Here is a 24,978-nt window from a genome sequence, read left to right as displayed (position 1 = left end):
TTATGATTCGCATCTTCATACAAAAGATGCTTACTAGTATAAATATGAATCCAGAGACATTAATTATCACACTTGCCGAACGTTTCGGCCTTATCGTGGCCGGAGCATTCCTGCTGTTGACCATTACCCCGGTCCATAAGATCGGTTTTCGCCAAAGTTCACCAAAAGCAGATATAGCTATGCAGATTCTAATCTTCGGTATCTGCGGAATATTGGGAACCTACGGCGGTAACTTTGTATTTCAGTCTGTTGCGAACCTGCGAGCCATGGCCGTTATCACTGGTGGACTATTCGGTGGACCGCTGGTCGGACTTGGAGCCGGACTCATTGCCGGAGGACACCGTATATTGATCGATCTCGGTGGATTCAGTGCAATCCCCTGCGGTACAGCAACCATGCTCGAAGGACTGGCCGCCGGTATTGTTTCACTGCATCTAAGCAAAAGAATGGACTGGCGGGCCGCAGCTGCACTCGCTTTTGTAGGTGAGATAGTACACATGATTATGGTACTTTACCTGTCCCATCCATTCGACGAGGCCATGCAATTAGTAAAGCTGATTGCAATGCCCATGATCGTGTTGAACACCTTCGGTGCGGCGCTTTTCGCGCAGGTCATTAATATTGTTTTCCGGCATGGAACAAAGCAGGACTCAGTCAAGGCGCAACATATCCTTGATATTGCCAACCTGACTGTAAGCCACTTACGTTCAGGGCTTACTCTGGAATCAGCGCAGGAAACCGCCAAAATCATCCACGCCCATCTCAGTGCCGCAGCTGTTGCCATTACTGACAACGTAAACGTGCTGGCCCACGTGGGCGCCGGTGCTGATCACCATCTTGCGGGCAAAAAAATACGCACCGACTCAACACTTCAGGTACTCAACGAAGGCGAGCCGCTCTTTCTCGAATCGAGCAAGCAGATCGGATGCGGTCATCCGGGATGCCCCTTCACCTCCGCGGCAGTAGTTCCCCTGCATAAAAACGGACAGGTTGTCGGCACACTCAAGCTTTACGGAACCCGCAGAAACCAACTCGACCAATTATCATTTGAAATGGCCAAAGGACTGGCCAACCTCTGCTCCACCCAGTTGGAGCTGGAGGAAATCCAGATCAAAGAGCAGATGCTGGCCCATGCAGAAATCCGCCGCCTACAGGCTCAGATCAACCCTCATTTCCTGTTCAACTCCCTGAACACTGTAACTTCTTTCTGCCGCACCAACCCGGATCGCGCCCGTGAACTGCTGCTGGAACTTTCCAAATACATGCGCAAAAACCTCGACAGCAGCAGAGGCTACGTTCCCTTGCACGAGGAACTGGCCCAGTTGAACAGCTACCTTGCCATTGAACAGGCCAGATTCGGGGAACGCATCAAGGTCGACCTCAATGTGGAAGACAAATGTCTGGAATGGCCCATTCCGCCACTGATCATCCAGCCGCTGGTGGAAAACAGTGTAAAACACGGCCTTATGGGGCGTGAAGAAGGCGGCACAATAACTCTGGATATTTATTGCGACAACGACGAGATGAATATTTCAATTGATGACGACGGCATCGGCATGTCTCAGGATCAGGTTGAAGCCATCTATGCCAAAAAGAAAATTGACTCCCGCGAAGAAGGAATCGGAGTCCGCAACTGCATCCAGCGCCTTGAACAGATTTACGGGCCACAATACAAAATGGTCATCATCAGCGTTGAAGGAAAAGGAACCACTATATCCTTCAGAGTACCCAAACTGCGCACAGCCTTGCAGATGAATGAGTTTGCCGGAAATGTGGGGTAGAGACTTGATAAAAGATCTCAGCTGCTCTAAATTGCCTTCATAAATCCATATAATTAAGGGCCGCGACGATGAGCAAATGTTCTTGTAACACCCGTATATTCAATTCCTTTGCCGCACGTATTCAGACTCTGCATGAAACAGTGCACGCAAGGCATACATCGGGCATTAAGCTATTCAGTACCATCAGGACCCTTTTTGTTATCAAGAGCCTAAGCCGCATTGTCATCCGCAATTTTGCGAAGGACTGGCAGGAAGCATCCTGCCATATCACTGCCGATGCAGAATGCTCTTCAGTGCTGCAAAAAGCCGTGACAATCAAGGATCAACTCACCGAAGCCCATATGAATCTCTGCACCCTGCCCTCGCCATTCGCGCGCTGGGCAGGCCGCAGGCTAACCAGCCCGCTCATGGACTGGAACGACTTGGTACTTGATCTTTCCATTGCCTCTGACCCTGAAATACAGAACTCCCTTTGCGAACTGGAGGAGGTTCTCTAGCATGACCATGCTTCAGGAAACAGAGGCCTACCTGCGCTATGAAAGAACTTTGCTCAAAAAGTACCCGCAGGCCCAAAATGACATTAACCGCGCCAAAAAGAAAATCCTGAGAAGACCCTCCAGAGGGGTCGTATACCGGGGCCTCAACAAAATCGCACTTCGCAAAGTCAGGGTTGCAATAAGAATACTACGCATCTCACCCCGCAAAGGCCTGCGCCTCTTCTATCTGTACTCCGAAAAGAAAAACAAGGCCGTCCCCATATTTATCTTTAAAAAAGGCCGCCCCCAGACAGAAGGCCAAGTCATGAAGCTCTTCAACCGCGCAATTAATGAGGTCGTAGCAGAGCTCAAGAATGTGCATTAACTTGAAAATTATCTTATTTGGACGTTGCGCACACAGGCATTCTTGATTAGCCTTCGCCGATCATATTTCAAATTGTTTTCCACACAGGCTGATTTCTCTATCATGCCTGATAATCACCATTGATAAAAATTCAGGAGCAGAAAATGAAAGTTCTTTGCCTTCAAGGCAGTGCCAGAAAAAAAGGACATACCGCAAAAATGATCGAATGGGTTGAAGATGAACTCAAGGAAATGGGTCATGAAGTTGAGACTATCTACCTTCACGACAAAGAAATGAAAGGCTGCATGGCCTGTATGAAGTGTAAGGAAAAACCGGAAAAGATAGGCTGCGTGATCAAAGACGATATTCCGGCAATTATGGAGCAGATGGTAGCTTCAGATGCAGTTGTCTTCGCTTCCCCGCTCTACTTCTGGGGTCCTTCCGCACAGCTCAAGACTGTAATCGACAGAACCTACAGCCTGTACGTCGACTACCACATGCCAACCCACGCTTCCCTCATCAAGGACCAGCGTCACGGCTTTCTGGTAACCGGCGGCGGCCCTTACGAGAACAACGCAGCGGAAACCTTCACCGCATTCTCCAGAATGAAGAAACCGCACCTGACCAACCACACCGCAACCCTCTTCCTGGGCGGCTGTAAGAACCCCGACAACCTCGGGGAGGAAGCCAAACAGCAGGCAGTAGAGTTCGCGCGCGAGCTGGTTAAATAAGCAGCCCCGCACCTTCTCGAAATTAGAAAAGCCTGACGTGATTTATGATCGCGTCAGGCTTTATTTTTGTGAAAGCGATATAAAGATATCCCTAAAAATCAAATTTTGCAGCCAGCTTTTCATGGCAATCCTTTAGAAAGGCAAGCATGTTTGCCGGATCACCACTCTCATAATAATCAATCATTCCAGAGTTGTACTCCGCTAACAATTTTGCAGGTATCGACATGGGAGGATAACCATTGGACAGCAGATGCCCATTCATCATTAGCAAGCCTGTACGTTTGTTCCCATCATAGAAAAACTGAGTGCGGGCAAATAACAAATGCAAAAGGTAACCTTGAACAACAATTGATTCTTCAGCCTCTATGGTTTCCATCACACATTTAAATGCTGCATCCAACTCATCAGGCTTCGGAGGGCAATAGTCAGTACCGGCAATCCCTACCTGACCTGACCTGAAGCGACCGATTTCCAATGCCTCATCCTTCGCAATTACGGTCTGAAGATCACATGCAACTTCCTTACTTATCACAAATTTACCGGATTCAGCCAATCCGAGCAGAGTCTCCCAGCCAAGTACCTGCTGTTTAAGTTTTTCAGCATCCGATATTTTATGACCGCCGACAGTAATTCCCTGAATGAATGTTTGAACCTCTGGAAAGGTAAATGGCATCCCCTCCAGTTTCTGCGTATCAAAAACCAACTCTGTAAAAATTTTGCGGGCAACAAATAAAGCTTTTTTCTTATCAGAACGCATGAACAACCTCTAAATGGAATAGAGCGCTGCGTCCCGAACGCAGCACCTGTAAATTTCATAAAAGAGTATTTTCATTTACAAGAACTGTCAATTTACACAAAAGCTGCATACCCAGCAGCCCCCAACATATCAAAACACCCCACCTCATCCGTTATAAGTCATTTCAAACACCGAAAACGGCATTTCAAACACAAAGCATAGAATTCATTCCCTCCTTTATGCCAGAAGAAGCGCATACATATTTTTCAGCAAAAGGACGGAGGATATTCTTATGCTATTTTTCTTTGCCTGTGTGGCAGCCCTTATTGTCGGTTATCTTCTTTATGGTAAATTCGTGGACAACGTGTTCGCGCCTGATGCAAAACGCACCACTCCCGCATACACCATGCGTGATGATGTTGACTACATGCCTATGCCCATGTGGAAACTCATGTTCATTCAGGTGCTGGATATCGCCGGGATCGGCCCCATCTTCGGCCCCATTCTCGGTGCCCTGTACGGTCCTGTAGCCCTTATCTGGATCGTTATCGGCTGTATCTTTGCCGGAGCTGTACATGACTACTTCAGCGGTATGCTTTCCATCCGCAACAATGGTGCATCCGTACCCGAACTGGTCGGTGAATACCTCGGTATGACTGCCCGTCAGGTAATGCGCGTCTTCGCATTTGTACTGCTCATGCTGGTTGGTGTTGTATTCGTGCTCGCACCTGCAAAGCTGCTCACCGGCCTGACCGGAATAGAAACCGGAATCCTCGTAGCCTGCATCTTCGGTTACTACTTTCTCGCAACCATCCTGCCCATTGATAAACTCATCGGTAAACTCTACCCCGTATTCGGCGCACTGCTGCTGGTTATGACCATATCCCTCGCAGTAGCACTTATGCTCAGCGGCCACACCATGCTGCCCAACCTTGATTTCGCTGTAAACTTCCACCCCGGCGACAAACCCATCTGGCCCCTTCTTTTCATCACCCTGTCCTGCGGCGCAATCAGCGGTTTCCACGCCACCCAGTCTCCGCTCATGGCACGCTGTGTAAAGAATGAAAAAGAAGGCCGCCCCGTATTCTACGGTGCAATGATCATCGAAGGTATCATCGGCCTGATCTGGTGTACCCTCGGCCTGTCCTTCTACGATTCCCCCGAAGCACTCAACGCAGTTATCGCTGCCGGTTCTCCTTCCGCAGTAGTATCTGAAGTTGCCAACTCCCTGCTTGGCCCCATCGGCGGCATCTTCGCCATCATCGCAGTAGTAATCCTGCCCATCACCAGTGGTGATACCGCTTTCCGCTCCACACGCCTCATTGTAGCGGAAACCTTCAAAATGGATCAGGGCCCCGCAATCAAGCGTCTGCTCATCGCAGTACCCCTGTTCGCTCTGGGTTACATCATCTCCACCCAGAACTTCTCCGCAATCTGGAGATACTTCGGCTTCTCCAACCAGTGCCTGTCCATGCTGGTTCTCTGGACCTCCGCAGTGTACCTCGCTCAACGTGCTAAACTGCACTGGATCGCATCCATCCCCGCAACTTTCATGACCGCAGTTGTTGCCACATTCATCTGTCAGGCCAAGATCGGTTTCGGACTGGACATGAACATCTCCATCATGATCGGTATCGCAGCAGCAGTACTTGCTCTCGGCACCTTCTTAGTAAAGTACGCTCGCCCCAAAGCAGCAGTTGAAACCAACTAGACCATCTTCCTAAAAATAAACACAGCCCACTCCTTAATCGAAAGTCCCCCGCTTGCTGCAGCAGGCGGGGGACTTTTTTGTTTATTCCAAAATATTGTCGAAAATACAATGAGATATCATTGAAAACACTTTACAAATATAATATAATTTTAATATAAAATATAATTTTAAATTTATAAGAAGCCAAAACAACAAGAGCTGTTTTTATATAGTCTACAGCAAATCTAAAATCACACACCCAGAATCGAAGGTAAAAATATGTTATTCTCAACACTTAAAACTGCAATCCAGCACACAGAAGAAAAAAGATTTTACGATGTCGCAACCTTATATTTACGAGCAAAAGGATACGCTGATATTGCAGTGGTTGATGGGCCGCGTGATGGGGGAGTAGATGTAACATGCAGCAAAGAACATGTAAGAATACAACTAAGCGTTAGAAAAGACTGGCAAAATAAAATTAATGACGAAGCCCAAAAAACATTATCCGCTGATAAACATCACTTTGTTTATATAACCAACAAAAACATCTCGCCTGACGAGGAAGCTAAATTCCTCATAAATAAATTCAAATATAAAAATGAAGTTGATGTTTCAATTCACTCATTAAGTAAATTAGCAACATCATTGACTGTAGGTCATTACTCCAGAGAAGCCTTTAATTTGCTAGGCATTTCAATTCCTGAAAAAATTAAATCTGAATTATCAGAAATAGCTACAAGCACTCTTTTGCTCTTTTCTCCAGAAGCAAAAGAATTACGCGAAGAAATTATTGAAGCAAATATCAAAGCTATATTATTTGAAAATAGTTTAATTTCGAAAAAGGAACTTATCGAACAAACCACAACAGTACTGCACTATGAGAATATTAACATTAAAGAATTAGCCCCCAAAGCACTAGCTAGACTACGAGGAGCGGCTAAGGTCACAGGTTCTGACCAAAACCTAAAACTTAGTGACAACGAATACGGTATGATTCAGACAGCTAAAGACAGCTTCTCTGCAATGAGGCAAACTGATCTCATACTTTTGACCAGTGAACTAAACATCGCCGATGAAGATGCATCTGAATTATTCGATACAGCTTTAGAAATTATTGTAGTAGGTGAAGATTTTAACGGAGATAGTGCAGCAGCGGAAAGCTTAAGGAGCCTTATAAATCAACCCAAATTCAGGAATAAAAAACGCAAAATATATACAACTCTTTCCAAAATTAGTTCCGCCAAATTCAAACAATATGGAGCATACCTTGATCAAATATTAAAAACTGACACTTTTGACATTTATAGAGCTCTAGGAGAACGATCAAATATTATAATGTTGCTAGATTCAAGCGTAGCAATGCCTGTTATGTTTGGACTTGAATTTGGGGACTCAAGCTCTCGATATGAAATTACAGCGAATGCACTCCGTAAAATTTGCGAATCTCATGGAATACAACTTTCAATTCCTAGAAGCTACTTAAATGAAATGGCAGCGCATGGGAAACTAGCAAGAGAAAGGCTTCAGATATATAATGAACTACCTCCCGAACTACAAACACATTTTAAAGCATCTAAAAATGCCTACCTTAGTCATTACACACACATAAATGAAAAATTACCAGCAGAAGAAAGTCTATCTTTAGACGAATTTTTAAATCACTTTGGCATTACTGAAACACCTAATATAACTTCCATAGAGAATAAAATTCAATCACTTTTAGAGAGACACAACATCAACATAGTGACATCTCCTATGTATGATCAAGATTTATACAATCAAATTAAATGGAAAAAACCTGAGGATGATGAAATTATTGTAAATCACGATGCTTCAACTCTTACCCTTATAAAAGAAGGTGTTAAATATGGATATGTATTAGCAACTTGGGACAAAGTAATGAAGAATCTTGTTCAAAATCTTGCTAGAGTATTGGCAGACACTCCAACAAAAGTTATAGACTTTTTATCAATGGCAAAAAGTGAAAATCTAGCAAACGACAGCAACATTGAAATTATCAATACATTACTATGCGTTGAAGAATCAAAAATCACTGCTTTAGCAGCTAAATTAGATAAAATTCAAGACATAAAACAAGCATACAAATTAAACAGAATTATCGATGAATCGCGCGCTAAATTTGGAGAAAATTGGAGTGTATCGCCAGAAGATATTGATCAAGTTTTCGAAGAAGAATATTCTGATAAAGAAAATGAAACTGAAGACGTTCCTCCCAATTAAAATCTCCTCAAATGACTTCCGAAAGCATCGCAAGCCCGCTTGCCCCTCAATCGGGCTTGTTCTACCCCCCAACAACCGCCTCAACCCCGGCAACAATATCCAGCAACTCACCAGTAATGTTCCCCTGCCGGGTGGTGCGATAATCGGACTCAAGAACATCGATATGTTCGATAATATTTTTCTCAGCCACCTGCATGGCGGCAAGGCGGGAACTGTTCTCGGCGGCTAAAGATTGAACAATTCCACCGTATACGGAGATATATAGATATTCCCTGAATAAACTTGAGAATAAATCTTGAACCGGAACATTGGTCATGGGCAGGGATTTTCCATCCCATTTCGTGCTTCCGCTGCGCTTATCAAGCGGCAGGATATGTCGGGCCGCAACCTTTGCCCCATCGCTGACGTGCAGATTGTTTACTATGGTAAAATGATTCATTCCGCGTTTTTTACGCCAATCATCCAAGTTCTGCTCGATCTCATCAACAATGGAATTAACCCCGCGCAAACTGCCAGGAACACGGAAATTCAAATCAACCTCAATCCCGGAATCTTCCAAAGCGCCGCGCACCCGTTCTCCGCAGGTCCAGCAGATCACCTTATGTCCTGCATCACTAAGCTCTGCAACCGCTTTCACAACCTCAGACCTTGCCAGCTCATTAAATTGCCCGCACATTCCCTGATCTGAACCGACGGCCAGCACTACAGCGACTCCGTCCCGTGAACCACGCGGCAGGATTCCGGCATTACGAAAAAAGACAGTCCAGCCCTGCTCGATGACCTCGGCATATTCACCGACTCCCTTGGCTGCATTCTCAAAATGACGAATATTGACCGCAGCAAGGGCCTTCATGGTCTTGACCACCGAAAGCAGATCACCCGTGGTCGCAATTTTTTTGCGCACGGCCTCAAGCTGCTGCATTCGCCTCTCTCCACTTCTGCATATGATGAGTTACTGCCTTCTCAAGCTCGGCCCAGATTTCATCCTTGGTATCCGCCTGTTCCAGACGTTCCATAGGCTCGAACCCCTCTTCCATTCTGGTCAGCAAAAACTCCTGCACTTCGGAAATTTGCTCCAAAGGGATATCATCCAAAAGCCCAAATGATACAGTCCAGAGTATTACCACCTGCTGTGCTGCGCTAAGCGGTGAAAATCGATCCTGCTTAAGCAACTCACGAACCCGAAGACCGTGCTCAATACGGTTACGGGTATCCTGATCAAGCCTTGTACCGAACCTTGCAAACGCCTCCAGCTCCTGAAACTGGGAATAAGTCAGACGCAGGTCACCGGAAACCTTGCGGTAGGCCTTGGGCTGAGCACGACCACCCACGCGGGAAACCGACTTACCCACATCAATTGCCGGAAGCATCCCTTTCTGGAACAGCACCGGAGAAAGATAAATCTGTCCGTCAGTGATGGAAATAAGGTTTGTAGGGATGTAGGCCGAAATATTCTGCGCCTCAGTCTCTACGATAGGCAGCGCTGTAAGCGTACCGCCGCCATGTTCCGGCTTGAGCCTTGTCGAACGTTCCAGCAGCCTTGAGTGGATATAAAAAATATCTCCCGGAAAAGCTTCCCGGCCCGGAGGACGGCGCATGAGTAAACTAAGCTGGCGGTAAGCCTGCGCATGACGGGTCAGGTCATCGTAAATAATTAGCACATCCTTACCCTGTTCCATGAAATATTCAGCCATGCTCGTTGCTGCATAAGGTGCGATATACTGCATCCCTGAAGGAGCATTACCCGCGACAACGACCACGAAGGAATAGTCCATGGCTCCATGGTTGCGCAGGATATCAATAACACGCGCTACGGATGCGCTGCGCTGACCGATCGCGCAATATACGCAGATCACATCTCCTTTTTTCTGATTCAGTATAATGTCGAGGGCAATGGAGGTCTTCCCTGTCTGGCGGTCGCCGAGTATCAACTCACGCTGCCCCCGTCCGATAGGAATCAAGGTATCAATGACCTTGATACCGCTCGCCATAGGAGTATCAACCGGAGCACGCATCAGGATAGGCGGAGCTTCCGATTCCAATACGCGGGTTTCGAAAGTTTCCGGCGCCGGCCCCCCATCAAGAGGATTGCCCAGAGGGTCCACAATACGCCCGATCAACGCATCGCCTACCGGAACACTCAGAACCGTACCTGAAGGAACAGCCTCATCCCCGGCTCTAAGTCCTGTATTTGCGCCCAGCAATGCGACCCCAATAGATTCAGGCAGCAGATCAAGCGCCATACCCGGAACATCATTGCCAAGAGTGATCAACTCTTCCGAACGCACTGACCCTAGCCCCTGAACCTGCGCTACACCACGAGCAACTGACAGAACCCGCCCAACTTCACGCGAATCAGGACTGTATTCCATATTCTCACGGCCCTTTTCATGGGCATTCAAGGCCTGATCTATATTTTTTTCTAGGAAACCCATTTTTGCCTCCGGCGGCTCTCCGAGGGCTTAAACCCTTTTAAAAAAGGGTTTAAGAATCCCCAAACTTTTTAACAAGGATCGCCACTTCGTCCGGTTAATCCTGCGGGTAGTTTAGCTATTTATTTCAGTTAAAATTTTATTTTCGAGTTCAGTTACATACGAACTTAGATTCCACTCCCATTTGCGATCTCCTGCTATCAGTTCAATGCCGAGGCCCAATCTGGAATCAGTTGTAAATATTCGCTCATTCTTAAGCGGGAACAATTCATCAAGCAATTGCTTGAGGTTTTGCTCCTGTTCTTCTGTATGTTCAAACCCGGTGCGGATCAGGATTTCAGAGTTGCCGCAATCAACCCCACGGGCCTCATCATTAATCCGTTGCATAAAACCGCTTAGGATCAACTGCTCCAGATCACTTCCGGACAGGTCCTGCACAATCCGCGCGGCAGTAGCAGAGACCTCATGGATAAGCTTTTTACGCAAATTAAGCGCAACACTTTCCTTTTCCCGCTCCAATGCAGCCAGCCATTCCCTGCGCATGGTTTCGACTTCACCCCGCGCGGAATCCATGGCCTGCTCCCGCAACCTTTCCGCCTCGGCATGAATTTCAGCCATAACCTCGGCCTCACGGTTATCAAGGTCCTCGCGTTTCAGGCGAAGTTCCATGTTCAAGGTCTGTGATTCAGCCTTGGCCTTCTGCAATGCATGCGTCTCTTGCGCAACATGTTCCTTACGTTCCTGCATGGCCCCGACAATAGGTTTGTAGAGAAACAACCTGAGCAGCGCGATGAGCACAAAGAAATTCAAAACCTGCGCAAAGATCGTGAACCAATCCAGCAGCATTATCAGCCTCCGGCTTTATCAATAAAATAGGACCAGAACGGATTGGCAAAAAGCAGAATCATAGCCAGCACAAAGCAATAAATAGCTGTAGATTCGACCATTGCCATCCCCACAAAAAGGAACTTCACAATGGTATTGGTCTCGTCCGGCTGCTGGGCAATAGAGCTTAACGCCCGCGAAAGAGCCATTCCCTCCCCGATCGCGGGACCAATAGCACCGATACCCATGCAAAGTCCTGCCGCAATAATCGACCCAAAAGCAATCCAACCAAGAGTTTCCATATAACCTCCTTAATTTATGCCACCGGCGGCTACCTATGAACCTCAAGACCTGCGGCAATAAACACCGCCGCAAGTACAGTAAAAATATAAGCCTGCACCACTCCGATGAGCAGTCCGAGCATCTGCATGATTACAGGCACGAAAAGCGGCATAATCACCAGCAGAATCGCACCCATCATGGTCCCACTAAGTATGTTTCCAAAAAGACGCACCGCTAAAGCGAAAGTCCTGCTGACCTCACCTATTATGTTAAATGGCAGCATGAATGGCGAGGGCTGCACATAACTTTTAAGATAGTTGAGCAAGCCGTTCTCCTTTATTCCGTAATAGGGAACGGCGAAAAATACGATTAAGCTGAACGCAGTAGTAGTAGAAAGCGAACCTGTGGGCGGATTGAATCCCGGCACAGCGGAAAGCAAGTTAGAGACGAGAATGAAGATGAAAAGAGTTCCAAGCAGCGGCAGGAACTTCTCCGGATGCTGGTTGGTAGCATCTTTAATCTGGGAAAGTAATCCAGACACCAAAACTTCCAGCAGATTCTGCTGGGAAGAAATCGTAGCTGAAGATGTAACCTTACGGGTCACAAACCATGAAAAAGCCGCAAGCAGGACCATAACCAGCCATGTATAAACTATGGTGGCATTCAGCTTAAAAAACCCAAAGCTGAAATAAATGATATGGTCCGGGCTTATTTCCATCCAGTCCTCTTCATTTTAACTATATCCAACATACCCATGCCGCAATGGTTGGCCAGCGCATAGGTCCGTAACAAATAGAAACCTAAAAATGCAGAGACAAAGGGTGCCCCCCCATAGCTCACAATTTGAGCAAAACCCCAAAGGGTGATTCCATAGCGGCCCAGATAGCTGGACCAGAAAAACATTCTCGGCCGGTCACAGCGTGGCAGCATGCGTACAGTCAGCCAGAGCCCTCCAAAATGAACGGCGGATAAAAGCAAACCGATGCCAAAGGCTGCAACTGTTATCATTATGCTATTTATGATCATCCTCTGCGTCCTTCGTTTTGATGTCCTGCTGTTCCCAGTCGTCACGTTCCTTGATTATCTTATTCTTCTCACGATTCATCCAGATCCCGGCAAACAGACAGCCGACAGCCAGACCGACACCGAGCATGGACATCGTCCAGTTAACTTTACCGGGCCAACGGTTATCCAGCCAAACACCAAGCAAACTACCCAGCACAACAGGCAAGGCCACCAGCCAGCCGACAGCTCCCATAGCTCCAAAAGCGGACCACGCCCCGACGGTACCTTTCTGCCCCGCACGGATTTTGCGTTGCTCCTTGCTGCCTACGGTCCGGCCGAATCTGTCCGACTTGCGGTCATTTGTCTCACGCGGGATCATGTAGTCTCCACTTCGATAAGAGTGCGTACAAATCCGGCCTCAAGCCTGGCAACCGCACTGCGTGCAGACTTCTCCGCCTCTGAAGCCTCATCCTGCATACGCAAGACCTCAGCTTCCAGTTCACCAAGCTCACCGGCAACAGCAGCCCGTGAAGAAATACGTACCGCATCGCCATTCTTGACCAATACACCGCCATTCACTGCCAGATGGTAAGGTTCCCCTTCCACCTCATAAGTGAGAATGCCCGGAGCAAGAGCCGAAGCAGTATCAATGTGGTTGGGCAGCAGGCAAAATCCGCCTTTGGTACTTTCAGCCAGTACCTTATCCACCAGACGGTCCAAAAAAAGACCTGCGGGAACCAGAATCTTCAGCCTCATTTGCCTACCTCCTCGATGGAACCTATCATGTAGAAATTACGCTCGGAAGCATCGGGGAATTCATCATTCAATATCCGCTCGCAACCGAGGACCGTATCTTCAAGGGATACAATTCGCCCGTCCATACCTGTAAAATGCTTAGTAGTGTTGAATGGCTGAGTCATAAAACGTTCCATCCTGCGCGCCCGGGAGACAATCTTACGGTCTTCGCGGGAAAGTTCCTCAAGGCCAAGCATGGCAATGATGTCTTTAAGGTCCTCATATTGGGCAAGCGTACGACGAACTTCGCGGGCTACGTCATAATGACGCTGCCCCACAATTGCAGGGGAAAGCATCATGGATCGAGATTCAAGCGGGTCAACGGCAGGATAAAAACCTTCTCCGGCACGCTTGCGGGAAAGGACAATTGAAGATGAAAGATGTGAAAATGTGTGGGTTGCTGCCGGGTCAGTCAGGTCATCGGCAGGTACGTAGACAGCCTGAATTGAGGTAATGGCTCCGGAACGGCTGGAGGAAATACGCTCCTGCAATTCCGCAAGGTCTGAACCAAGTGTAGGCTGATAGCCCATACGCGATGGCAGACGCCCCAATAGCCCGGAAAGTTCCATACCGGCCTGAATAAAACGAAAAATATTGTCGATGAGCAGGAGAACATCCGTACCCTGATCATCCCGAAAGTACTCGGCAATGGTCATGGCTGTATGCCCGGTTCGAAAACGCGCGCCCGGAGGTTCATTCATCTGACCGAATACCATTACCGTATTATCAAGCACACCTGCATCACCCATCTCGCGGTAAAGTTCTTCGCCTTCGCGACAACGCTCCCCGATGCCGCAAAAAATACTGATCCCGCTATGCGCACCGACCATATTGTTGATCAGCTCGGTGATGAGTACTGTTTTGCCCACTCCGGCTCCTCCGAACAGTCCGGCTTTGCCGCCCTTTTCAAGAGGCATGAGCAGGTCAATGACCTTGATTCCAGTGGTAAAAATCTCCTCTGATACAACACGCCGTGAAAGCTCGATGGGCTGATTGTGGATGGATCTGAATTCAACATCATTAGGCAGCTCTTTACCGTCTACCGGATCACCGAATACATTGAGCACCCGGCCCAACAACTCCTCACCCACGGGAGTGCGTAGGGTTTCACCTTCGCAATGGACAACATCACCACGGGCCAGCCCTCCGGTAGGAGTCATGGCAATGGCGCGAACAGAATTCATATTCAGGTGGTCGGCCACCTCAAGTGTGACCGCCTTCTCTCCTGCTGAATACATAACTGAAAGCAAGGGGGGTATTTCTTCAGGAAAACGCACATCAACAACGGATCCCCTAACAGAGATAACTTCACCCGAAAACTTGTGTTCCATAACTTCACCGCCGCAACTTGAATCAGGTCCTGCACGTAAAGGTTTTCTTATTATGCTTATAGAATACGGAAACGGAAAGTTTAGTAAAGCCTTTTTAAATTAAGTTTATTTTTTCACCGAAGTAAGTGCTCCATACGAAGAACGCCCTGATCTCCGGTTGACTTCCATATATTAAAGAGTAGCCTGTCCCGGTCACGAAAACATTTTCTGGAGTTATCCAAATGATTATAAAGAATAAAAAACAAATCGATCTCATGCGTGAAGCAGGAATCCTGCTCTACAAGGCCCACATGGTGGCTAAAGAAATGTGCGAAGCAGGCACAAGCACCGAAGTGATCAACGCCGAAGTAGAAAAATTCATCACCTCCAATGGTGCAACTCCACTTTTCAAAGGTGTTCCGGGCAAGGTTCCTTTTCCTGCAGGCTGCTGCATGTCCATCAACGAAGCAATTGTTCACGGAATTCCTTCCGCCCGTAAGTTGGAAAACGGAGATATCCTCTCCATCGATATCGGTGTGCGCTTGAACGGCTGGTGCTCTGACTGCGCGGTTACCCATGCTATCGGCGAAATTGATGCAGAAAAACGGAAACTCATGGATGTGACAGAAGAATGCCTGCGCATCGCCATCAAGCACATAAAACCGGGTGTAAAATGGAGCAAGATAGCTAAAGAGATGTCTCAATATGCCCGCAATGCAGGATTTTCCGTCGTAGAATCACTGGTCGGACACGGCATCGGAGAGAGTCTCTGGGAAGCCCCGCAGGTACCCAACTACCACAGCAGACTTGTCAAAGATTTCAAGCTCAAACAGGGACTTGTTATTGCAGTGGAACCCATGATCAATGCAGGCGTGAAAAACACAGAGACCCTGAAAGATCACTGGACCATTGTTACCAAAGACGGCAAGCCATCCGCCCACTTCGAACACACCATCGCAGTAACTGCCAGTGGAGCACAGGTTCTGACCTGCGGTGAAAACGGAGAAGGCTGGGCTCTTTAAAACTTTATGAGCGCACCACGCACTCCTCTCGATGTCCTGCGCCAGACCTACGGCTATGAATCATTCCGTGGGTTGCAGGAAAATGTCATCAACCGCATTATGAGCGGCGGTAATGCCGTTGTTTTCATGCCCACCGGAGGTGGTAAATCCGCCTGTTACCAGATTCCGGCTATCCTTAGACCGGGGGTGGGCATTGTCATTTCCCCGCTCATTGCCTTGATGCGCGATCAGGTGGCAGCTCTGCAACAGATGGGAGTACGTGCAGCCTGTCTGAATTCATCAATACAGCCCTCCGAGGCCAACCATATTATCCATGAACTTCACAGCGGACACATGGACCTGCTTTACGTTGCTCCGGAGCGGCTGGCCCAGCCCGGATTCATGGACATGCTTTCGGGCATCAAGATCAGTCTGATCGCCATTGACGAAGCACACTGTGTAGCTCAATGGGGACACGACTTCCGTCCGGATTACCTGCGGCTTTCCGTGTTTGCGGAAATGTTTCCCCGCGTGCCGCGCATGGCCCTGACCGCCACAGCAGACGGCCCGACCCGCAAGGAAATCCTCTACCGCTTATCCTTCAGCAATGATGATATTTTTGCAACTGGGTTTGACCGTCCTAACATCCGCTACACTGTAATCCCCAAGGATCAGGAAAAGCGGCAACTGCTCAATTTCATCAAGAACGATCACTTTGCTGAATGCGGCATCGTCTACCGCATGAGCCGCAAAAAAGTGGAATCCACCGCCGAATGGCTCTGCAAACAGGGAATCAACGCCCTGCCTTATCACGCGGGATTGGACGCACAGACCCGTGAATCTAATCAGGCCCGGTTCATGTCCGAAGACGGTATTGTCATGGTGGCAACCATTGCTTTCGGTATGGGTATCGACAAGCCGGATGTGCGTTACGTAGCCCATCTGGACCTGCCGAAAACCATCGAAGCCTACTATCAGGAAACAGGCCGTGCCGGACGTGACGGACTGCCTGCCGAAGCCTGGATGTCGGTCGGAATTCAGGATATCGGATTCCTAAAACGAATGATCATGTCCGGCAACAGCCCGGATGACCGTAAAGCCTTGGAACTGCGTAAGCTCAATGCCTTACTAGCTTATTGCGAATCACCGGGGTGCCTGCGCCAGTCTCTGCTTTCATATTTCGGGGAAGAACTTGAGGAACCGTGCGGAAACTGTTTTACATGCATCAACCCGCCATCAACATTTGACGGGACCATCCCGGCGCAAAAGGCCCTTTCAAATATTTTCCGCACCGATCAGCTTTTCGGGGCCAACTACCTGATCGATATTTTACTGGGCAAGGAAAATAAACGCATCAGCACCCAAGGGCATAACAGTTTAAGCACTTACGGCATCGGTAAAGAATATAATTCCGATGAATGGCTTTCCATCCACCGCCAGCTTGTTTCCCAAGGACTGGTGGATGTTGATATGGAGGGCTACGGATCGCTGAAACTAAATGCGAAAAGCTGGGAAGTTCTGCGTAAAGAGCGCACTGTAGCCCTGCGCAAAGACCCGGTGCTGGCCAAGACCAGAACCCGCCGCGCCGGCAAAAAGCTGGTCATCGGGGATTCAAACAGCCCCTCCCTTTCAACTCCGGAAGCGCAAGAGCTGCTGGAATCGCTGCGCTCACTGCGCAATACACTCGCGCAGGAACAACATGTTCCGGCATATGCAATTTTTGCAGATAAAACCCTGCTTGAACTTGGTTGCTACCGACCGCAAACTACCGGTGAACTCTATGCGGTCAGTGGTTTGGGTGATCAAAAAATATTTCGTTACGGAGCAGCCATAATCGAAGTACTGATGGACCATCAGGAAAAACACGGCAGACCGGATGATCTTTTTCCCATCCCGGAAGACAAGATCAAAGAAGCCCCCACTTCCACCCCAAAAAATGCAGGCCCGACTGTTTCTGCCTCTGCACTGGAAACACTTGAGTTGTTCGAAGAGCTTATGGACATCGAAAAAGTGGCTGAATCCCGTAAGATCAAGCCCGCCACAATTTATGCCCACCTGACTTCCTGCATTGGAGCCGGAAAAGTAGACGTAAGCGATGTTCTTGATCTTGAACCAACGGAACTTAAATGCCTGCAGGACACTTTATCCTTTTACAAAGACGAAGGCTTCATGCAGTTAAACCCTGTATTCAATGGACTTTGCGGCAATTATTCATTTGAAATACTGCGCATGATCCGCGCCAGCCAATAATTATTTATCAACTTCAGAACAATACATTTGACCTTGTTCGTAAAAAATGAATATTATCATACTATTCATTGTAATCCATGAACAATTTCTAAGTGCAGGTTCTGAATGAAACATTTTTTTAATACATTTATCCTTTTCATTACACTATTTGCATGCACACAACAGGCTAAAGCAATCATCAGGGTCAACGTATATGGAGACGATGCATATGCCCCTTATTGTTTCATACAAAATAGGACTTATGATGGAATATATGTGCGGATTCTGGAGAAGGCTTTTGCCCGAATGGAAGGGTATGAAATCAAAATTATACCCGTCCCGTATAAACGTTTACTGAGAGGCCTCGAACACGGCAAAGTTTTCGCTGCTTTTCCTCCTTACCAGTGGCCCCAGAAAAGACCATGGATAGACACATACTCTACCCCGATACTTGAAGAAGACTATTCAATATTCTGCGCCAAAGGATTTCTGGACAATCCACGCCCAAATTGGCCTGCAGACTACGAAGATCTTAATATCGGGATCAACGATGGATTCATAATCCCCAATATAGATAAAATTAAAACCGAAGATGCATCCAGTAATGAGAAAAACATAAAAAAAATCCTTGCCGGTCGCATTGACTGTTACGTAAACGACAGCAAATCCATCCTCTATACGGCTAAACTTATGGGCATTGATCCATCAAAGCTTGTTCAAGGAATGAAGATAAGTACAGAATATGGACACTTGGCTTTTTCTCGCAAAAACAATCCGCCTTTCAAACGCGATTTTATAAAAAAATTTAACAACATAATATACAAAATGAAATGCAGTGGCGAGATTGATACAATCGTAAATGAATTCATCCATTAAAAATGGCCGACCTGTTAACAAACAGATCGGCCTTATTTTCTCCAAACAATAAAATTCACTACTCAATTCGATAAGCAGGCTTATTGCTCTTACTGGGATGAATCCTGCCTTGCTTTGCCAACTTGCGGACCAACTGGTCTGTTGCAGCCAGAATGTTTTTATCACCCTTGATAAGGGGACTGTCATCGCCCCATGAATCAAGCATATCCGGGTCTTTCACTGTCAGATGAACAACGCCGGAAAAGAAACGGCGCAGGTTAATAAGCAATGAAAAAGCTTCCTGATCCCGGGAAAGATCAAGTCCTTCCATTGATTCGAAAGTAACCTCAAAAGGCTCCTGAATACGCGGATCAAAAACAAGATCATCATTCCAAAGATAACGGGTATTCAAATTCTGAGTCTGGTAAGCCACGTAGTTGGCGTAAGCGCGGGCTGTCCCCACATGGACATTATACAGTCCGTCCAATGCGTCGCCGAAACAGATCTTCAAATACTCATCAAGTTCTTTAAAATAAACCCCGCCCCCCATCTCAACAAGGTCGAATTCATAGGGAATACCCTTGTTATCGGGCATAGACAGCAAGGCCAGCATGGTCAGAATTTCCTCAACAGTACCGGCTCCACCGGGATGAACCTTGCCTCGATGGGAAGCACGGATAAATGCTTCCATGCGCTCTTCAATAGTCGGGAAAGTCAAAAGCTGGGTAACCAGTTCGTTTGGAGCTTCCGCGGCCAAAATCTGCTTTTCTGAAAATCCGATAAAATCCCGGTGCCCGAAGCGCTCAAAAGAATTCTGCTTACCGTAGGCAACTTGTGCGCCCTTGAAGGGAGCCTTCATAACACCTACACCGCAACCAGTGATATTTTCCATATCCGGCATAAAAAGTGCAGTCCAGTAGCCGAGTTCCTTGGCAAAATTGTACTCATCAAGGGGTACCTGATGCCCGCCCCAGGTAAACATGACCAAACCACGCTCACCGCGATACATAAGGCCGGAATGTTCTACAAACTTCTTAATATTCGTGGAGCGGCAATCATCTCCGTTGCACGAATGCTTAGGAGCAAAAATTATATCGCGAATGACTGCCGAAATATGCTCCACGGACTGCCAGATAACGTTTCGTCCATCATAAAGGCAATCCCTCGGCACGCGGGAACATAGCAGATTGATATGCCCGTTAACCGGAGCCAGTTCAATCTGCATATCTTTAAATTTGACCCGGATTTCACGGGTATCACAGACATCATTCTTGTGCACGTTGATCAATGCACCGATGATTTCAACCATACGGTTTTCAGGATCAGCCAGCCCTTGAGCAAGACGTTCAATATCAGCGTCACTAAACTGCTGCGAAACAATCCTACGGGGAAGAATGGGAATCTTTAATTCTGTTTGCATAATGAGAAAGGAGTAATCGGAACACAGGTAAATGCAAGGATAAATTGCATTTCAGAGCAAATAATTTAAGCCCTCCCCAAAGCTTGAGCTACATCAAACCCGCAAACTTGCAATAATCAGGAAATCGTTCTTTGAGTCTGTACAAAGCCTTCTGCTCGGCTAAAACATACGCTTCTGCGGAATTCAGCTTAACATTTCCCTGCTTATCATGAATCATATCCTTGTTAACATCATAATGCTTAAAACTATGCCCCATATGCATCAAATCTCTAAACCACTGCACAGCCACGTCCAAACAGACAGGACGATCCCAGTTCTCACCAATACAAGCCCCAGATGCGATAAAAGCCCCAAATGGAGCAGCAGGCCCCATAGGCATAGTATCCTTACGGGCTTTATCCATGTCGATCAGGGCACACCACTCATTTAAACGGCACTCAGGCAAAGGCCATGCATTTTCCTTGTACTGATCTGACAAGCCAAGATTGTAGGCCCGCCTCTTGGAATAATCCATGTCCTGATTATAAATTTTCATCAAATATTGATAAGAGGGTTTGAATTCCATGTAACGTTCAGAATTACAAAGCCCTTTCTGAGCTGCAGGACACCACCAACATTGGCCGATTTCGCCAATCCCAGTGTGACCGTCCAATTCATTGTAAAGATTAGCCACAATATCAGTAGTTACTTCAATATCATTGTGTATGGTGAGCAAATAACGTTGTTGACATTTTTCCCAACCATACTGATATCTTATAGACAAACGGTATTCTTCTGATGAAGCAGCACGTTCCATGTCATTAGAATCTAAACCATTCCAATACTTAGGAACATAGTGCTCTATTCTGCCATCAAGATAATTAAGAATCGCATCATGTTTTTTAAATTCATATTCGGCAGTACACGCTTCTTCTTGAAAATAAATTTTATCTATATGCTTTCCGCTGCACTCCAATAGAGAAAGAAGCGAAAGTGCTGTCTGATAAACTTTTCCAAAAACATTTATGACAACGTCAACTTTAACATTCATACATATTCCTTCGTATCAAAATTTTGTACATAGTTAATATGATGATAGAGAGAATTCAATAGGAAATAGAAAGATAACAATAGACATAGGAAACGCTGGAGATTAAGTGTTAAACATGTTTACCACTTGGAAAAACACACAATATTTCAAGGTATTAGATACATCAGTGTCAGTATTTCAATTCACTTTCAACAGAGAGACACAAATGGCTAAAAAAATTATCGATCTGTCTGTTTCCATTCGTTCAGACAAACCCTCCGACCCTCCCGGTTTTGTACCAGAAATTATCTATGCTGATCACACAGCTGGAGCAGCTCAAATGGCTTCCGTCTTTCCGGGACTAAGCTCGGAACAACTTCCTGAACAAGAAGGCTGGGCTGTTGAATTCGTAAAAATGTGCACTCATGCCGGCACACATATGGATGCTCCATATCATTATCACTCCAAAACAGACGACGATATCCCTGCAATGACCATTGACCTGATTCCCTTGGAATGGTGTATCGGATCGGGTGTAAAACTTGATTTTCGTAATTTAGCAGACGGCTACGTTGTGACCCCAGTCGACATTGATGCCGAACTGGAAAGAATAGGTCACACTTTAAAAGAAGGTGACATCGTTCTCGTGAACACAGCCGCCGGAGAAAGATTCGGTTATGATGACTACCTTGAAAAAGGTTGCGGCATGGGCAGGGATGCAACCCTTCACCTGACTAAACAAGGCATTAAAATTGTCGGAACAGATGCTTGGAGCTGGGATGCCCCGTTCAGCTCAACTGTAAAGAGATTTATGGAGACAAAAGACCCTTCCATTATTTGGGAAGGCCATTATGCTGGAAGTACGATTCCATACTGCCATATGGAAAAAATGGCTAACCTCGAACAACTCCCGTCAACCGGATTCACTGTGATCTGCATGCCGGTAAAAATTCATAAAGGATCCGCTGGCTGGGTTCGCCCGGTAGCTCTTATCGAAGAGTAATCAAACTACACATTAAATTACTAAGCCCGCACAAGAGACTTGTGCGGGCTTTTTTGTCTAAAATAGCTGAAACACACAAATATCCGTCAAGAAAACAAATACTCTTAACGCTAGCGCTGAATTCTTAGAATTTTCCCTTCTAAGAAACACATTATCTACCGTGAATTATACATCAAAAAAACAAAATAAATCTCTCAGAACAGATTCTCGTCATGAGAATAAACGACAAACTTTATCATCAAGAAGTAAATAATCATGCTCAAACAGGTGAAGCCACAAGCATAACGGATAATTTATGTTTTGCGCATCTCCACTAAAGGAAAGAATGAGTTCGACAAACTGCTTACGGTACAAAGACTATATAAGGAATATATGCTAACATCATCTCAAAATTTATCTGGAGACCGCCATGAAACAGTATCTCATTACAATTCTGATAGTACTAAGTCTTTGCTTACCTGTTCTTGCCTCGGATATCCCTGCTCCTTCGTTGGACACCAATCCTTGCATGGATGTCATTGTGACCCGCACGAATCCGTTACTTTCATTTAAGAAAAATGGAAAATCGATCGATCAATTTGAGATACAACTTGACCGGCGCAACACCTTCGATTCCCCCGACCTGTACAAATACATATTAAAAACAGGGGCAGGAGAAGTCGGTGCCCTCCAAATTCCCAAAGAAAAACCTCTGCATGATAAAAGCCGCTGGTGGTGGAGGGTGCGGGCCATTAATGTTGATGGAAAAGCCAGTCTATGGACTATCAGCAGATTTTTTGTCGATTCGGAAAGTGATGACCACTATTCCGGTCTGCAAAGACTGACTCCTGTTTCCGTGAAGACCGGCAGTGGGTCAAATCCGGAATACCTCACTGATTATAGTGATGCTGGACTGATCAGCCAATGGCGAGCAGCTCCCCCTGGTCCTCACCACGAATGGGTCGAGCTGGACTTAGGCAAGCCCGTCCCGGTTTCGCTCATCTGGATGCTTTCAGACTTCAACAACCCTGACGGCTGGCTCTCCGATTTTCACTGGATGACAAGTAATGATGGCGAATCATGGACCAAGGTTGAAGCAGGAGAAGTCAGCAATTCAGATTCCTACAGGATCATTCAGGATATCCCGGTCCACACCGCTCGATTATGGAGGCTGGTGATCACAAAATATACCGGATACGCTCCTGCCCTCAATGAAATAATGTTGTTCACTCCGGCTCAACCGGAAATTCCAAACATACCGGACAATCCTTATATTATGATCATCGGTAATCAACGTAACGGCTTCACTTTCACCCGTCTTACCCAAAGAGTTGAACAACTGGTACCTGATGCAAAAGTCGTTCATATTCCATATTGGAAAGCCAACATGGAAATGATCAAGAATCTGCCGAACAAACCGGCTGCAATCATTCTGAGTGGCAACAATGCTGATTACAATAATCTTCCTATGTTCGAATACAACGGGGAATACGAAATCATTCGTGAATCTGACATACCCATTTTCGGAATCTGTGCCGGATGCCAGATGCACGCATTTGCTTACGGTTATACCCGGGTGCACTCCATGGGCTGGTCCGACATCTCAGCCATGCAGGATCCTGAAGAACGAACCAGAATCTACAAAAAAATTGATGACCCTATTTTTAAGAAGACTCCGGAACCGTTCATTGCCCCGGAAGTGCACGGGTGGGCAATTTACTCTTTGCCGGATAATTATGAACTAGTTGCCGCTTCAGGTTACATTCAAGCGATAAGACGCAAAGACAGGCTACGCTATGGAGTGCAGTTTCATCCCGAAATTAAAGAATCATATAATCAGGCTGAGCCTGTGTTAAAAAACTTTCTGGAATGGGCTTTAAAAAAGAAATAGAGAAGACAGGGAATATACATCCCCCAAAACAAGTAAAGCCCCCTTGAATTAACAAGGGGGCTTTAGAAATAAAAAAGCTTGCGGCGACCTACTTTCCCACTAGCTACCTAGCAGTATCATCGGCGATGGAGAGCTTAACTTCCGAGTTCGGAATGGGGTCGGGTGTGACCTCTCCTCAATGGCCGCAAGCAAATTTAGCTTGCTTTTGAGCAAAAATATATGGTTGAAATAGAGAAGATTAACCTTAACTATTTAAAGTTAAGGGAAGAGAAGAAAAATAAGTCGCACGATTTATTAGTACTGGTCAGCTGAATGCATCACTGCACTTACACCTCCAGCCTATCAACCAGGTGGTCTACCTGGAATCTTTAGATGCTAAAGCATAGGGATAACTAATCTTGAGGCAGGCTTCCCGCTTAGATGCTTTCAGCGGTTATCCCTTCCGAACTTAGCTACCCTGCAATGCCACTGGCGTGACAACAGGAACACCATAGGTTCGTCCACCCCGGTCCTCTCGTACTAGGGACAGACCCTCTTCAATTATCCTACGCCCACGGTAGATAGGGACCAAACTGTCTCACGACGTTTTAAACCCAGCTCGCGTACCACTTTAATCGGCGAACAGCCGAACCCTTGGGACCTGCTTCAGCCCCAGGATGTGATGAGCCGACATCGAGGTGCCAAACCGCATCGTCGATGTGAACTCTTGGATGCGATCAGCCTGTTATCCCCGGCGTACCTTTTATCCTATGAGCGATGGCCCTTCCATGCGGAACCACCGGATCACTAAGACCAACTTTCGTTCCTGCTCGACATGTCTGTCTTACAGTCAAGCTCCCTTATGCCTTTGCACTCGACGGCTGGTTTCCAATCAGCCTGAGGGAACCTTTGCAAGCCTCCGTTACTTTTTGGGAGGCGAC

General features: G+C 46.7%; 23 protein-coding genes and 2 rRNA genes (1 of these 25 only partly in view). 11 read left to right on the top strand and 14 right to left on the bottom strand.

The window, feature by feature from the left end:
• The first annotated feature begins 44 nt into the window (after positions 1–44).
• The 4 genes from ACKU40_RS04650 to ACKU40_RS04635 all read left to right on the top strand — a co-directional run bounded on the left by ACKU40_RS04650 (position 45) and on the right by ACKU40_RS04635 (position 3,352).
• Positions 45–1,781, top strand: a complete 1,737-nt coding sequence (locus tag ACKU40_RS04650; RefSeq protein WP_320175359.1) for a LytS/YhcK type 5TM receptor domain-containing protein — start codon at positions 45–47, stop codon at positions 1,779–1,781.
• A gap of 68 nt (positions 1,782–1,849) precedes the next feature.
• Positions 1,850–2,278, top strand: coding sequence for a hypothetical protein (locus ACKU40_RS04645; protein WP_320175358.1), 429 nt, complete (start codon positions 1,850–1,852; stop codon positions 2,276–2,278).
• Position 2,279: 1 nt separating this feature from the next.
• Positions 2,280–2,642 (top strand): hypothetical protein, encoded by a 363-nt coding sequence (locus tag ACKU40_RS04640; RefSeq protein ID WP_320175357.1) that lies wholly within the window; start codon positions 2,280–2,282, stop codon positions 2,640–2,642.
• Positions 2,643–2,785: 143 nt separating this feature from the next.
• Positions 2,786–3,352 (top strand): flavodoxin family protein, encoded by a 567-nt coding sequence (locus ACKU40_RS04635; RefSeq protein WP_320175356.1) that lies wholly within the window; start codon positions 2,786–2,788, stop codon positions 3,350–3,352.
• A gap of 91 nt (positions 3,353–3,443) precedes the next feature.
• Here ACKU40_RS04635 and ACKU40_RS04630 read toward each other — a convergent pair whose 3' ends face one another.
• Positions 3,444–4,109, bottom strand: coding sequence for a Fic family protein (locus ACKU40_RS04630; RefSeq protein WP_320175355.1), 666 nt, complete (start codon positions 4,107–4,109; stop codon positions 3,444–3,446).
• 271 nt (positions 4,110–4,380) lie between these two features.
• On the opposite strand from ACKU40_RS04630, the gene ACKU40_RS04625 reads away from it, so the two are divergent.
• Positions 4,381–5,799 carry a carbon starvation protein A gene (locus tag ACKU40_RS04625; RefSeq protein WP_320175354.1) on the top strand — a complete coding sequence of 473 codons (1,419 nt, stop codon included), beginning with the start codon at positions 4,381–4,383 and terminating at the stop codon, positions 5,797–5,799.
• 258 nt (positions 5,800–6,057) lie between these two features.
• Positions 6,058–8,022, top strand: a complete 1,965-nt coding sequence (locus ACKU40_RS04620; protein WP_320175353.1) for a hypothetical protein — start codon at positions 6,058–6,060, stop codon at positions 8,020–8,022.
• Positions 8,023–8,083: 61 nt separating this feature from the next.
• Here ACKU40_RS04620 and ACKU40_RS04615 read toward each other — a convergent pair whose 3' ends face one another.
• The 9 genes from ACKU40_RS04615 to atpD form a co-directional block, all read right to left on the bottom strand.
• On the bottom strand, positions 8,084–8,944 hold the full coding sequence (locus ACKU40_RS04615) for a F0F1 ATP synthase subunit gamma (RefSeq protein WP_320175352.1): 861 nt from the start codon (positions 8,942–8,944) through the stop codon (positions 8,084–8,086).
• A complete protein-coding gene (locus tag ACKU40_RS04610; protein ID WP_320175351.1) occupies positions 8,931–10,457 on the bottom strand; it encodes a F0F1 ATP synthase subunit alpha in 1,527 nt (508 codons plus the stop codon). Before ACKU40_RS04610 ends, ACKU40_RS04615 begins: the two co-directional genes overlap by 14 nt.
• 111 nt (positions 10,458–10,568) lie before the next feature.
• Positions 10,569–11,300: an ATPase gene (locus ACKU40_RS04605; RefSeq protein WP_320175350.1), complete on the bottom strand. Its 732-nt coding sequence runs from the start codon at positions 11,298–11,300 to the stop codon at positions 10,569–10,571.
• Between the two features lie 2 nt (positions 11,301–11,302).
• Positions 11,303–11,581, bottom strand: a complete 279-nt coding sequence (locus ACKU40_RS04600) for a F0F1 ATP synthase subunit C (RefSeq protein WP_320175349.1) — start codon at positions 11,579–11,581, stop codon at positions 11,303–11,305.
• Between the two features lie 29 nt (positions 11,582–11,610).
• Positions 11,611–12,279: a F0F1 ATP synthase subunit A gene (locus tag ACKU40_RS04595; RefSeq protein ID WP_320175348.1), complete on the bottom strand. Its 669-nt coding sequence runs from the start codon at positions 12,277–12,279 to the stop codon at positions 11,611–11,613.
• The gene (locus ACKU40_RS04590; protein ID WP_320175347.1) at positions 12,270–12,587 is read right to left on the bottom strand and encodes an ATP synthase subunit I; all 318 of its coding nucleotides are present in this window, start codon (positions 12,585–12,587) and stop codon (positions 12,270–12,272) included. The genes ACKU40_RS04595 and ACKU40_RS04590 overlap by 10 nt, the downstream gene beginning before the upstream one ends.
• Positions 12,574–12,945, bottom strand: a complete 372-nt coding sequence (locus ACKU40_RS04585; RefSeq protein WP_320175346.1) for an AtpZ/AtpI family protein — start codon at positions 12,943–12,945, stop codon at positions 12,574–12,576. Before ACKU40_RS04585 ends, ACKU40_RS04590 begins: the two co-directional genes overlap by 14 nt.
• Entirely contained in the window at positions 12,942–13,322 is a 381-nt protein-coding gene (locus tag ACKU40_RS04580; protein WP_320175345.1) for a F0F1 ATP synthase subunit epsilon, read from the bottom strand. Before ACKU40_RS04580 ends, ACKU40_RS04585 begins: the two co-directional genes overlap by 4 nt.
• Positions 13,319–14,692: a F0F1 ATP synthase subunit beta gene (gene atpD, locus ACKU40_RS04575; protein WP_320175344.1), complete on the bottom strand. Its 1,374-nt coding sequence runs from the start codon at positions 14,690–14,692 to the stop codon at positions 13,319–13,321. Before atpD ends, ACKU40_RS04580 begins: the two co-directional genes overlap by 4 nt.
• Positions 14,693–14,913: 221 nt before the next feature.
• On the opposite strand from atpD, the gene map reads away from it, so the two are divergent.
• The 3 genes from map to ACKU40_RS04560 all read left to right on the top strand — a co-directional run bounded on the left by map (position 14,914) and on the right by ACKU40_RS04560 (position 18,777).
• The gene (map, locus tag ACKU40_RS04570) at positions 14,914–15,693 is read left to right on the top strand and encodes a type I methionyl aminopeptidase (RefSeq protein ID WP_320175343.1); all 780 of its coding nucleotides are present in this window, start codon (positions 14,914–14,916) and stop codon (positions 15,691–15,693) included.
• A 6-nt stretch (positions 15,694–15,699) separates the two neighbouring features.
• Positions 15,700–17,922: a DNA helicase RecQ gene (gene recQ / locus ACKU40_RS04565; protein ID WP_320175342.1), complete on the top strand. Its 2,223-nt coding sequence runs from the start codon at positions 15,700–15,702 to the stop codon at positions 17,920–17,922.
• Positions 17,923–18,027: 105 nt separating this feature from the next.
• Positions 18,028–18,777, top strand: coding sequence for a transporter substrate-binding domain-containing protein (locus ACKU40_RS04560; RefSeq protein ID WP_320175341.1), 750 nt, complete (start codon positions 18,028–18,030; stop codon positions 18,775–18,777).
• Between the two features lie 58 nt (positions 18,778–18,835).
• Here ACKU40_RS04560 and ACKU40_RS04555 read toward each other — a convergent pair whose 3' ends face one another.
• Positions 18,836–20,176, bottom strand: coding sequence for a PpnN family nucleotide 5'-monophosphate nucleosidase (locus ACKU40_RS04555; protein WP_320175340.1), 1,341 nt, complete (start codon positions 20,174–20,176; stop codon positions 18,836–18,838).
• Between the two features lie 88 nt (positions 20,177–20,264).
• Positions 20,265–21,206, bottom strand: a complete 942-nt coding sequence (locus ACKU40_RS04550; RefSeq protein WP_320175339.1) for a hypothetical protein — start codon at positions 21,204–21,206, stop codon at positions 20,265–20,267.
• A gap of 205 nt (positions 21,207–21,411) precedes the next feature.
• Here ACKU40_RS04550 and ACKU40_RS04545 point away from each other — a divergent pair, with 205 nt between their 5' ends.
• Together ACKU40_RS04545 and ACKU40_RS04540 are read left to right on the top strand one after the other, a co-directional pair.
• A complete protein-coding gene (locus ACKU40_RS04545; RefSeq protein ID WP_320175338.1) occupies positions 21,412–22,188 on the top strand; it encodes a cyclase family protein in 777 nt (258 codons plus the stop codon).
• Between the two features lie 409 nt (positions 22,189–22,597).
• Positions 22,598–24,058 carry a glutamine amidotransferase-related protein gene (locus ACKU40_RS04540; protein WP_320175337.1) on the top strand — a complete coding sequence of 487 codons (1,461 nt, stop codon included), beginning with the start codon at positions 22,598–22,600 and terminating at the stop codon, positions 24,056–24,058.
• 75 nt (positions 24,059–24,133) lie between these two features.
• Here the strand turns inward: ACKU40_RS04540 and rrf are convergent.
• Both rrf and ACKU40_RS04530 read right to left on the bottom strand, forming a co-directional pair.
• Positions 24,134–24,248 (bottom strand): 5S ribosomal RNA (rrf, locus tag ACKU40_RS04535).
• 83 nt (positions 24,249–24,331) lie between these two features.
• Positions 24,332–24,978, bottom strand: a 23S ribosomal RNA gene (locus ACKU40_RS04530) (it continues 2,289 nt past the right edge of the window).

Origin of the sequence: Maridesulfovibrio sp. (assembly GCF_963666665.1) — a bacterium.
In the GTDB taxonomy this organism is placed as follows: domain Bacteria; phylum Desulfobacterota; class Desulfovibrionia; order Desulfovibrionales; family Desulfovibrionaceae; genus Maridesulfovibrio.
This window is presented reverse-complemented; position numbering and strand designations above follow the sequence as displayed.